This window comes from Bradyrhizobium neotropicale, from assembly GCF_001641695.1.
In the GTDB taxonomy this organism is placed as follows: Bacteria; Pseudomonadota; Alphaproteobacteria; order Rhizobiales; family Xanthobacteraceae; genus Bradyrhizobium; species Bradyrhizobium neotropicale.
Map to the genome: position 1 here is coordinate 1 of NZ_LSEF01000048.1, position 11,088 is coordinate 11,088.

The window sequence follows — 11,088 nt, forward strand, 5'->3', positions numbered from 1 at the left end:
TAGCTTTGGTGTCTCAGGAGGTTGTCCATCTGGTCTGAACCGAGGAAGCTGAGGTTGCGAAGCTTCAACGTTTCCACGGAGAGACCAGATGAACGTCCACAAGAATGCGCCTTTGACGCCCACAGGTCGAGAGGCGATGGTGCGAGGCGTGGTCGAGGACGGACTGAGCCAGGCTGCCGCGGCTGACCAGTTCAACACGACACCGAAAACGGTAGCCAAATGGGTCGAGCGGTTCCGCGCAGCAGGTGTCGAGGGATTGCGTGATCGTTCCTCCAGACCCCTTTCATCGCCAAGCCAAACCCCGCGGGCCACGTGCGAGGCCGTCGAGGCGTTGCGCCGGCAGCGCCACACCGGCAAGCAGATCGCAGCCGAGGTTGGGCTGTCACGGGCCACCGTCAGCCGCATACTCCGCCGCCTGGGATTAAGCCGGACACGCGATCTGGAGCCGGCCGAGCCGGTGCGCCGCTACGAGCGCGAGCAGCCCGGCGAGCTGATCCATATCGACATCAAGAAGCTCGGCAGGTTCGTCAGACCCGGCCACCGCATCACGCACGATCGTCAGAAGGGTGAAAGCCGCGGCGCCGGCCACGAGTTCGTCCACGTGGCGATCGACGATGCATCGCGCCTGGCCTTCTCCCAGATCCGGCGTGATCAGAAAAAGGAAAGTGCCATCGCCTTCCTCAGGGAAGCCGTCGCTTACTACCGCAGCCTCGGTATGAAGGTCACCGGCATCATGACCGACAATGGCTCTTGCTACCGTGCCAAGGCCTTCGCCAGAGCGTGCGGGAAGCTCGGCCTCAGGCACATCTTCACCAGACCATATCGGCCCCAAACAAACGGCAAGGCCGAACGCTTCATCCAGACAGCGCTGCGCGAGTGGGCTTACGCTCGCTCCTACGACACCTCAGACCAGCGCGCCAAAAACCTGCCAATCTGGCTTCAGCACTACAACTGGCATCGCCCACACGGTAGTTTGCAAGCCAAACCACCCATCAGCCGCCTCCGTCTCCCGGAGGACGACCTGTTGAGATTCCACAGTTAGCGAAGCGTAACCCACCAGCTTTCGTTTCCGCAGCGATAGACAGCGGTCTTGTAGGGTGGGCAAAGGCGCGGAGCGCCGCGCCCACCATCTTTTCCTTATCGCTTCGGCGCAGGAGCACGGTGGGCACGCTTCGCTTTGCCCACCCTACGAGCTCTTTCGGTTCAACTCCCGTCCCGTCTCCAGCATCAGCCGTCTCAGCCAGATCGAGCCGGGGTCCATCTGCGCGCGGGTCGGATAGAACATGAACTGCTCGTCGATGCCGGGATCGAGCGGCGGCGTCACTGTGACGAGGCCGAGCTGCTTCGACAGCGCCGCGATCAGCCGGCGCGGGACGAAGGCGACGAGATCGGTGCGGGCGGCGACGTGCAGCGCCTCGAGATAGCCCGAGACGACGAGCGCGATGTGCCGCTCGATGCCCTTGGCGCGCAGCCAGGTGTCGATCAGGTCCTCAGCCTGGCCGCGGATGATCACGCCGACATGGCGCGCGGCGAGGAAGGCCTCCCGCCGTTTCAGCTTCGCAGCCATGGGATGGCCGCGCCGCACCGCCAGCGCATCGCTGTCGGTGTAGAGCAATTGCCGGTGAAAGCCCTTGAAGGCGTTGCCGATCGAGATGACGAGATCGATGGTGCGGGCGAATTCGGCGTGGAAGATCGCCGGGCCCCGCCACGGCACGACGTCGATGCGGACATTGGGCGCAAGCCGCGTGACCTTCTCCATCAGAGGCGGCATCAGCAGCTCGACTGCGAGATCCGGCATCATCAGGCGGAACTGCCGCTCGCTGCGGGCGGCGTCGAAGTCGTCGGGCACAAACAGCCCGCGCACCTGATCGAGCGCCTGCGCCAGCGGCGCGCGCAGCGATTGGGCTCGCGGTGTCAGCTCCATGCGCGCACCGGTGCGCACCAGCAGCGGATCGCCAAAAATGTCGCGCAGCCGCTGCAGCGCGTGGCTGGTTGCCGGCTGCGACAGGCCAATCCGTAACGCGGCGCGGCTGACATTGGCCTCGCGCAGCAGCGCGTCGAGCGCGGTCAGGAGATTGAGGTCAAGCGAATTCAAATTCATGATATGAATAGATATCATATTCATTATCGATTTGAAGAATTTCGATATCGCGCCGATGATCTCCGTGTTTTTACCAACGGAGATGCCGCCATGAGCGCTGCAACCAACAAGAAACTGATGCAGGACATTTTCGCCGCCGCCGCGAACCCCGATCCGGCCGCGCGCGACCGTGCGCTGTTCACCGCCAGCCTCGCCGACGACGCCCGATGGGTCGTGACCGGGCAATATTCCTGGTCGCGCGCCTTCGCAGGGAAAGAGTCGATCCTGAACGACCTGCACGGCCACGTCCGCTCGCGCCTCGCCGACCGGACGCGCACGATCGCCCATCGCTTCATCGCCGAGGGCGATGTCGTGGTGGTGGAGGCCAAGGGCGACAACGTCACCTGCGAGGGTGCGCGCTACGACAACGACTACTGCCTCGTGTTCCGGCTGGAGGACGGCAAGATCAAGGAGATCAGAGAGTATTGCGACTCGGTCCTGACCGAGAAGGCGCTGGGCCCGTATCCGCAAGCCGCCGTGAGGACGGCGAGCTGAGCCGCTTGAGCTTTGCAGCGACCGAGCGATGTCGTCATCCGTCACCGCCGGCGATGATCGTCCGGCTGTGGCGGACGGTCCGGGCGACCCTGCAGGCGTGGCGAGAGCGGGGCCGCGTCCGTCGTCAGCTTGCCGCCATGAGTGAACGGGAGTTACAGGACATAGGCGCCAGCCGTTCGGAGATCTCGCACGAGCTCGATAAGCCCGTCTGGCGAAAGTAGGTGGTACCTGTCAGCCGGCTGCGAGCGATGTGCCCGGCAGCGCTTGTCTGCCAGCGGATTCCGATTGCCGATTTCTTGTGCAGATGATCGCAGCATTGCCTGCATCGCGCGGTCTTGCCGCACGGTTCACCTGTCGTCACCGTAGTCCATACTACCTGAATACAGCATTCAATTAAGGATTGTTCCGCATTGTGTCGCTGCGCAGCACGAATCGCCGGTGGCGATCACGGCTGCGAGGGCGGCCGTTGCGATGTCCCGGGGAGTCGTTCGGCCGCGCCGTTCCCTTGCCGCGTGGGTGGATGTGAAAATGCCGAGCTTGCGTTTGAGAATCCGTGGGCGTCTCTACGCCGGATTCTCGCTTCTGGTGGCCGTCGGTTTGATCATGGCGGTGGTTGCGGTCTGGAATTTGTGGGCCGTACAGGCCCAGATGACGCGGCTCTCCACGCTCTCGGACAACACGGCGCGGGTGCAGGAAATCTCGATCAACCTTCAGGCGCTCCGGCGCGCCAATTTGCGCTACATCTATGACGCCGACCAGTCCGCCTTCAAGGAAGCCGCGGAGCGGGAGGCGGCAACGGTGGAGCTGCTGAAGGCCGCGGCCAAGTCGACGCTCTCGCAGGAGCGGCTCGCGATCTACAACGGCCTCATCGGCGACGTCGAGAAGATGAAGTCGCTGCGCGAGCGCATGGGCGGCGCGGTCAACGAGACGACGAATGGCAAGGCCGTTCTTCTGGCCGGCGGCGACGAGCTGACGGCCAACACCGGTAAGCTGATGGATGCGGCGCGCGTGACCAGCGATCCGGAGGTTACAGCTCCCGTCGCCGATCTCGAATCCAAGATCCTCCTGGTTCGCATCGCCAACTGGCGCTTCCTCGCCGTGCGTGACGCCAAGGGGCCCACGACCTTCAGGACCAACACCGATCGCGCGCAACAGCGCCTGACGACGCTTGAAAAGAGCGGCCTGCCGGATCAGGTCAAAGCGGCGCTCGGACCGGTCAAGACTTCGCTTGCGGTCTATAAGGCGGCTTTCGAAACGACGTCCGCCGCGATCCTCGAGGCGGACGAGATCTACCGGAACACCATTGCGCCTCTGATCGCCGAAAGCGTCGACAAGCTCAAGGTCGCGGAAACCGGACTGAAGGCCGATTACCAGAAGTCGCGCGCGCTCGCCGACGGCGTCATCGCCGATACGACGTGGATTCAGGAGATGGCGGGCGGGCTTGCAGTTCTGTTCGGTGCGCTCGTCGCCTTCCTGATCGGCCGCAGCATCGCCGGGCCGTTGACTGCGATGACCCGCGCGATGGGCACGCTCGCAAACGGCGACCTTGAGGTCGAGATCCCCGGCCGTGGCAAGGCCGACGAGATCGGCGACATGGCTGCGGCGATCCAGGTGTTCAAGGAGAGCATGGTCGAGACCGAGCGCCTGCGCCACGAGCAGGCCGAGGTCGAGGCGCATCAGGCTGAGCAGCGCAAGGCCGACATGCGCAATCTGGCCAGTCAGTTCGAGCGCGCGGTCGGCGAGATCGTCGACACCGTGTCGTCCGCCTCCAACGAGCTCGAAGCCTCGGCCGGCACGCTGACCACGACGGCCACGCGGGCCCAGGATTTGTCAACGGAAGTTGCCGCCGCCTCGCAGGAGGCCTCGGCCAACGTCCAGGCGGTTGCCTCCGCCACGGAAGAGCTCTCGTCCTCGGTCAGCGAGATCGCGCGTCAGGTGCAGGAATCGGCCCGCATCGCGGGCGAGGCCGTGGTGCAGACAAGCAGGACCAACGAACGGGTCGGCGAGCTCTCCAAGGCGGCGGCGCGCATCGGCGATGTGGTCGAGCTCATCAGCACGATCGCAGGCCAGACCAACCTGTTGGCGCTCAACGCCACCATCGAGGCCGCGCGCGCGGGCGAGGCCGGCCGCGGCTTTGCCGTCGTCGCCTCCGAAGTCCAAGGCGCTTGCCGAACAGACTGCGAAAGCCACCGGCGAGATCGCCCAGCAGGTCTCGGGCATCCAGGCGGCGACCGAAGAATCGGTCGGCTCGATCAGGGAGATCAGCGGCACCATCGAGCGGCTGTCGGAGATCTCGTCGACGGTTGCAGCCGCGGTGGAAGAGCAGGGCGCCGCCACGCAGGAAATCTCCCGCAACGTCCAGCAGGCCGCTCACGGCACGCAGCGGGTCTCGACCAACATCGGTGACGTGCAGCGCGGCGCCTCCGAGACCGGCTCGGCCTCCTCGCAAGTGCTGTCGGCGGCGCGCTCGCTGTCGGCCGACAGCAGTCGTTTGAAGCTCGAGGTCAGCAAGTTCCTGAACTCGGTCCACGCGGCCTGATCGGCCGGACATCTCGAAAGCGGACACCTCAAAAGCAAAGGTCCACGCGCGTGCGCGTGGACCAGAAACGATCGGCGTGGCGTAATCAGGCCACCTTGGTCGTCATGTGCTTGAACATGTTGCGGCGGGCTTCGTCGTCCATCTCGGCCTTGAAGGTGAACTTGTCCTTCAGGGCGATCGCGCGCGCAGCCGCGGGGCGCGCCGAAATCTCGTCGACCAGCCGTTTGACGTTCGGATACTTCGTCGGCGCGTCCTCGCCGAGCACGAAGGCGGCCATGCGCGCCCAGCCCCAGAGCGCCATGTCGACGATGGAGTAGGCATCGCCGACCATGTACCGGTTCCTGGCGAGATGGTCGTCCAGGATCTGGTAGTGGCGGTGACCTTCGAACTGGTAGCGGTTATGCGCGTAGTCCTGGTCCTTGGGCGAGAAGTGCTTGAAGTGCACCGCCTGACCCGAATAAGGCCCGAGGCCGGTGGCAACGAACATCAGCCATGACAGCGTCTGGCCGCGGACGGCGGGGGCCGGCAGGAACTTGCCAGTCTTCTCGGCGAGATAGAGCAGGATGGCGTTGCTATCGAACACGATCGTGCCGTTGTCGTCGATCGCCGGCACCTTGGCGTTCGGATTGATCTTCAGATAGTCCGGCGTGAACTGCTCGCCCTTGCGGGTGTCGACGGCGACCGGCTCGAACGGCAGCCCGGACTCCTCCAGAAACAGCGCGACCTTGGTCGGGTTCGGTGATCCGTTGAAGTAGAACTTGAGCATCAGCATCTCCCTGTCTCTGTTGCTGAGAGCGAACGCAGCGTCATTGCCGCTAGGCGGCCCTCTCTTGCCCGAACCCTGAGCGAAAACACAACCGGCGAGTTTGCCGGGCGGCGTCTGCGCCGTGCGCAGATCATCTGGCGTAGAGGAAGCCGATCACCGCCGCGATGATGAGGACGAGCCCCATGGCCTCCACCTGCAGCGCCAGCCGCGTCGCCTCATGCATGCTGGAGGCTTGCGCGGCGCGCTCGGGTCCCCGCGCATAGCCGTGGACCACGACGTCGTGTTGAAAAGTGTCATGGGCCTCATTGCCGCAGGCGAGCCCGGCGCAGATGAGCAACATCCCGAACAAAGCGAGCCCGAGGAAGCCCAACAGCCCGATCAGCAGCATCGGAAACATGCCGGCGAGGAAGATCGGCAGCAATGGCAGAAGCAGCAAACTCTCGGACTGACGTCGCATGGGGATCGACCGGTCAAGACGAGAACTGATCGGGTGATCGTAGTCCTGTGCGCGTCGACCTTCAACGGCTTCGTCATTCCGGGGCGCACCTCTTGGCGCGAGCCCGGAATCCATCGCGCCGCTTGTCCCGCGGCCTGATGGATTCCGGGCTCGCTCGCTGTGCTCGCGCCCCGGAATGACTATGGAGAGAGATGTTACTCCGCCGCCATGCCGGCGCGGATCTCGGCGCGCAACTCGTCGATCAGCTTGAGGCCCTTCTTGGTCTCGACGTGCCAATAGGTCCAGCCGTTGCAGGCGGCCGAGCCCTGCGCCACGGCGCCGATGCGGTGGATCGAGCCGACCTTGTCCCCGAGCATGATGGCGCCGTCGGCGCGGACGAGTGCGCCGAGCTTCTTCTTGGCGTCGAACAGTTTCGTGCCGGGCATGATCATGCCGCGCTCGATCAGCTCGGAGAACGCGACCCGCGGCGCCTCGCGCGCGGTCATGAACGGAGCGAGGCTCTCTTCGGGGAGCGGTTCGACCGCGGCAATGCGGGCCTCCGCAGCCTTGGCGTAGACCTTGTCGCGCTCGAAGCCGATATAGGAGCGGCCGAGGCGCTTGGCGACCGCACCCGTGGTGCCGGTGCCGTTGAAGGGATCGATCACGAGATCGCCGGGCTTGGACGACGACAGCAGCACGCGCGCGAGCAGGCCTTCCGGCTTCTGCGTCGGGTGCACCTTCTTGCCATCGGCGCCCTTGAGGCGCTCCTCGCCGGTGCAGAGCGGGATCAGCCAGTCGGAACGCGCCTGCACGTCCTCGTTCGCCGCCTTCAGCGCTTCGTAGTTGAACGTGTAGCCCTTGGCCTTCTCGTCGCGCGCGGCCCAGATCATGGTCTCATGCGCGTTGGTGAAACGGCGGCCGCGGAAATTCGGCATCGGGTTCGACTTGCGCCAGACGATGTCGTTCAGGAGCCAGAAGCCGAGGTCCTGCATGATCGCGCCGACGCGGAAGATGTTGTGATAGGAGCCGATCACCCAGATCGTCGCCGACGGCTTCATCGCGCGGCGGGCGGCAAGCAGCCATGCGCGAGTGAAATCGTCGTAGGCCGAAAACGAATCGAACTTGTCCCAGTCGTCGTTGACGGCGTCGACGTGGGACTCGTCGGGACGCTTGAGATCGCCCTTGAGCTGGAGATTGTAGGGCGGATCGGCGAACACGAGGTCGACCGAACCAGCCTGAAGCTTCGACATCTCGGCGACGCAATCACCGACAATGATGCTGTGCGAAGCGGACTCAAAATTTGTGCGGGGCGCCCTTGCAGACGCCCCGCGACGCGACTCTACCATGACTCAAGAACTCTGACTCAGGCGACGCTGTCGGCGACGCGGGACCAAACAACCGACTGGCCGTTACATTGACGGCGCAAAGTAAAAATCGACTTAATCCGCTACTTTTCTGAGCAGGCGCCGCATCGCAGCTCGCGCGCTGCGTGTTGTGCGCAATCGCTGTGTTTTACGGTATATTTCGCATATGCCGCCGCGCGGCGGCCGCGGCACCTGCAAATTTCTCTCGGAAAAAATTGCTGGCGCCGGCACGCTGTCGCACTAGGCAATTTTTGCCGACCGGGATATTGATTAACGCAACGGAAATTTTACCTGTGTGGCGCGTTGAGCTTTCGCACCTTTGCGTGCACACGAAATGCCATCAGGGACCCTCAAGGGAAGGCCGCCATGCGTTACGATGACTTCCGCCGCAGCGACGACATCGAGGATCGTCGCGACGAGGGTGGTGGTGGATTTGGCGGCGGCGGAGGCGGCGGGTTCGGCCTGCCCATGGGCGGCGGCGGGCTCGGCATCGGCACCATCATCGTGCTTGGCCTGATCGGCTATGCCTTCGGCATCGATCCCCGCATCCTGATCGGCGGCGCCGAGATACTCACCGGCGGCAATCAGGCGCCGACCTACCAGACCGATCGCCAGTCGACCTCCGCCAAGCGCGGCGCGCCGACCGACGAGATGGGCAGCATGATCTCCGGCATCCTCGGCGAGATCGACGACCGCTGGAGCGAGATCTTCCAGGCCAGCGGCCAGTCCTACACCGGTCCGAAGATCGTGCTGTTCCGGAACGCCACCAATGGCGGGCGCTGCGGCATGGCGCAGTCGGCGATGGGCCCGTTCTATTGCCCGCCGGATCGCACCATTTTTCTCGACACCGGCTTCTTCCGCGAGGTCGAGACACGCTTCCGCGGCTGCTCGGGCAAGTCGGCGTGCAATTTCACCACCGCCTACATCATCGCTCATGAGGCCGGCCATCACATCCAGAACCTGCTCGGCATCATTCCGCGCGTGACGCGGCTGCAGCAGCAGGCCGGCTCCAAGGCCGAGGCCAACGCGCTCCAGGTCAAGGTGGAGCTGCAGGCCGACTGTTTGTCTGGCGTCTGGGTCAACCGCGAGGCCAAGAAGCGTCCGAACTTCCTGGAACCCGGCGACATCGACGCCGCGCTGACCACCGCGAGCGCGATCGGCGACGACACGCTGCAACGCCAGGCGACGGGCCGCGTTGTGCCCGATTCCTTCACCCACGGCTCGGCCGAGCAGCGCAAGCGCTGGTTCATGACCGGCTATCAGCGCGGCACGGTGGACGCCTGCAACACGTTCGGCAGCGGGTCGCTGTAACCGGTTGTGGCGTCATCCTGAGGCGCTCGCCCCTTCGGCGAGCCCTAGAGGATGACGAAACCCCGGCCCATCCTTCGAGGCGCGCTTGCGCGCGCACCTCAGGATGACGTCGGAGGATGGGCAAGGAGGTATGAAGTCGTGGCTTCCATCGACGAGTCAAAGCAATTCATCGCGCTCAACATCGCGGTGCTCACCGTCTCCGACACGCGCTCGCTCGCCGACGACAAATCCGGCCAGACGCTCGCTGACCGGATCCTTGGGGCCGGCCATCATCTCGCCGCGCGCGAGATCGTCACCGACGACGTCGAGGCGATCCGAGCCGTGATCCGGCGCTGGATCGCGGATGCCGGTGTCGACGTCGTCATTACCACCGGCGGCACCGGTTTCACGGGACGCGACGTGACGCCGGAGGCGGTCGAGCCCTTGTTCGAGAAGCGCATGGACGGCTTCTCGATCGCGTTCCACATGATGAGCCACGCCAAGATCGGCACGTCGACGATCCAGAGCCGCGCCACCGCAGGCGTTGCAGGCGCGACCTACATCTTCTGCCTGCCCGGCTCGCCCGGCGCCTGCCGCGACGGCTGGGACGGCATCCTCGCCGCCCAGCTCGACTACCGCACGCGCCCCTGCAACTTCGTCGAGATCATGCCGCGCCTCGACGAGCATCTGCGAAGACCGAAGGCGCAGGGCGCGACGGTTTAATCGCGATCATAGCTGCGACTTTACCCTCTCCCCTTACTTCAAGGGGAGAGGGTACAATAATGCGCAGCGTACGCTGTTGCGCGTCGTGGATTATCTGTCGTCGCTCCGTGCGAAGCGACACCACATCGCGCGCCAGAGGTCGCGCCACGCATCGCGCTGCAGCCGGCAGGCGCGGCGCTTGTAGAGGTCGACCAACTCGGCGGTGACGCGGCGCGAGGCTTCGTGCCGCCCGTGCATCAGAGGTCGCGCTCCCAGGTCTCGCCGATCAAATTCTGGCCGAAGCTGCGATGCGGCTCGGTTCCGACCAGCTTGAAGCCGGCGTCCTGATAGATTTTGCGCGCGGCAACCAGAATGCTCTGCGTCCACAGCGTCATCCGCCGATAGCCGCAGGCGCGTGCGAAGGAGATGCATTCGGCCACCAGCCGCTGGCCGAGGCCCTGTCCGCGCGCGGCGGGATCGAGCAGCAGCAGGCGCAGCTTGGCGACGTCGTCGCTTGCCTTCACCAGAAACACCGAGCCCACGGGGCGGCCCTCGATGTCGGCGATCCAGCAGCGCTCGCGCGAGGCGTCGTAGGTGGTCATGTACTTGGCGACGATCTCGGCCACCAACGCCTCGAAGCCGGAATCGAAGCCGTATTCGCCGGCATAGAACGCGCCATGGCTCTGCACCACCCAGCCCATGTCGCCGGGGCGTGGTTCGCGCAGGGTGGCGCGCGGCGCCGGCGTGCGCGGCATCGCGAGCAGCTGCTCGATCATCTCCATCGAGCCGGTCAGCCGTCGGCGGTCCTCGCCGGAGAGGGGCCGCAGCATCGCGGCGACATCCTCCTGCGACATGCGCTCGAGCCTGGCGAAGGCCTGACGGCCCTTCGCGGTGAGGCTCAGCCGGTACTGCCGGCGGTCGGTGGGAAGCGGCTTGCGCGCGATCAGGCCGCTCTCGTCAAAATTCTGCACGATGCGGCTGAGATAGCCGGGATCGAGCCCGAGCGCGGTGCCGATCTCCTTGGCCGATTGCTCGCCGCCATGGGCGAGCTCGTAGAGCACGCGCGCTTCGCTCAGCGAGAACGGGCTCTTCAATAGCTGCTGGTCGAGCACGCCGAGCTTGTGGGTGTAGAAGCGGTTGAAGGCGCGAACGGTTTGAACCTGGTCGTCGGCGACTTCTGGGAGCGAATGCGTCGGGCTTGCGGTCATGGGGCACCTCGATACTTGCCATTGTCAATTAATTATTTGACTTTGGCAAGTATCTTCGTGGCTCACCCCACCATGACGATCCGGCTGCGTAGCAGCGTCCGGGAGGAGCGGCCAAGCCGCCGCAACAGGCGCGCCTCGGAACGGCGGG

General features: G+C 64.9%; 11 protein-coding genes and 2 pseudogenes. 6 read left to right on the top strand and 7 right to left on the bottom strand.

Translation table 11 applies throughout. From position 1 onward, the window contains the following. The first annotated feature begins 88 nt into the window (after positions 1 to 88). Complete coding sequence (locus AXW67_RS16125; protein WP_063675718.1) at positions 89 to 1,042, top strand: IS481 family transposase; 954 nt, start codon at positions 89 to 91, stop codon at positions 1,040 to 1,042. Between the two features lie 144 nt (positions 1,043 to 1,186). Here AXW67_RS16125 and AXW67_RS16130 read toward each other — a convergent pair whose 3' ends face one another. Next, positions 1,187 to 2,101 (bottom strand): LysR family transcriptional regulator, encoded by a 915-nt coding sequence (locus AXW67_RS16130; protein WP_063678673.1) that lies wholly within the window; start codon positions 2,099 to 2,101, stop codon positions 1,187 to 1,189. 90 nt (positions 2,102 to 2,191) lie between these two features. Between AXW67_RS16130 and AXW67_RS16135 the strand changes: the two genes are divergently transcribed. From AXW67_RS16135 to AXW67_RS16140, 3 genes and pseudogenes are all read left to right on the top strand, one after another. Beyond that, complete coding sequence (locus tag AXW67_RS16135; RefSeq protein WP_063678702.1) at positions 2,192 to 2,635, top strand: nuclear transport factor 2 family protein; 444 nt, start codon at positions 2,192 to 2,194, stop codon at positions 2,633 to 2,635. A gap of 53 nt (positions 2,636 to 2,688) precedes the next feature. Beyond that, a complete protein-coding gene (locus tag AXW67_RS40520) occupies positions 2,689 to 2,856 on the top strand; it encodes a DUF1127 domain-containing protein (RefSeq protein WP_082907906.1) in 168 nt (55 codons plus the stop codon). Between the two features lie 307 nt (positions 2,857 to 3,163). Further along, positions 3,164 to 5,174, top strand: a pseudogene (locus tag AXW67_RS16140) (HAMP domain-containing methyl-accepting chemotaxis protein). Positions 5,175 to 5,259: 85 nt separating this feature from the next. Here AXW67_RS16140 and AXW67_RS16145 read toward each other — a convergent pair. The 3 genes from AXW67_RS16145 to AXW67_RS16155 all read right to left on the bottom strand — a co-directional run bounded on the left by AXW67_RS16145 (position 5,260) and on the right by AXW67_RS16155 (position 7,722). Continuing rightward, positions 5,260 to 5,940 (bottom strand): glutathione S-transferase family protein, encoded by a 681-nt coding sequence (locus tag AXW67_RS16145; protein ID WP_063678703.1) that lies wholly within the window; start codon positions 5,938 to 5,940, stop codon positions 5,260 to 5,262. Positions 5,941 to 6,070: 130 nt separating this feature from the next. After that, positions 6,071 to 6,397 (bottom strand): hypothetical protein, encoded by a 327-nt coding sequence (locus tag AXW67_RS16150; RefSeq protein WP_063678674.1) that lies wholly within the window; start codon positions 6,395 to 6,397, stop codon positions 6,071 to 6,073. Between the two features lie 194 nt (positions 6,398 to 6,591). Next, complete coding sequence (locus AXW67_RS16155; protein WP_027553809.1) at positions 6,592 to 7,722, bottom strand: site-specific DNA-methyltransferase; 1,131 nt, start codon at positions 7,720 to 7,722, stop codon at positions 6,592 to 6,594. Positions 7,723 to 8,106: 384 nt separating this feature from the next. On the opposite strand from AXW67_RS16155, the gene ypfJ reads away from it, so the two are divergent. Beyond that, positions 8,107 to 9,051, top strand: coding sequence for a KPN_02809 family neutral zinc metallopeptidase (ypfJ, locus tag AXW67_RS16160; protein ID WP_027553808.1), 945 nt, complete (start codon positions 8,107 to 8,109; stop codon positions 9,049 to 9,051). Between the two features lie 138 nt (positions 9,052 to 9,189). Further along, positions 9,190 to 9,753, top strand: coding sequence for a molybdenum cofactor biosynthesis protein B (moaB, locus tag AXW67_RS16165; RefSeq protein WP_063678675.1), 564 nt, complete (start codon positions 9,190 to 9,192; stop codon positions 9,751 to 9,753). Between the two features lie 90 nt (positions 9,754 to 9,843). On the opposite strand, the gene AXW67_RS42740 is transcribed toward moaB, so the two are convergent. From AXW67_RS42740 to AXW67_RS44055, 3 genes and pseudogenes are all read right to left on the bottom strand, one after another. Beyond that, positions 9,844 to 9,990: a hypothetical protein gene (locus AXW67_RS42740; protein WP_161491261.1), complete on the bottom strand. Its 147-nt coding sequence runs from the start codon at positions 9,988 to 9,990 to the stop codon at positions 9,844 to 9,846. Next, positions 9,990 to 10,940: a bifunctional helix-turn-helix transcriptional regulator/GNAT family N-acetyltransferase gene (locus tag AXW67_RS16170; protein ID WP_063678676.1), complete on the bottom strand. Its 951-nt coding sequence runs from the start codon at positions 10,938 to 10,940 to the stop codon at positions 9,990 to 9,992. Before AXW67_RS16170 ends, AXW67_RS42740 begins: the two co-directional genes overlap by 1 nt. 62 nt (positions 10,941 to 11,002) lie before the next feature. Further along, a pseudogene (locus AXW67_RS44055) lies at positions 11,003 to 11,088 on the bottom strand (glycosyl transferase); the annotation flags it as partial.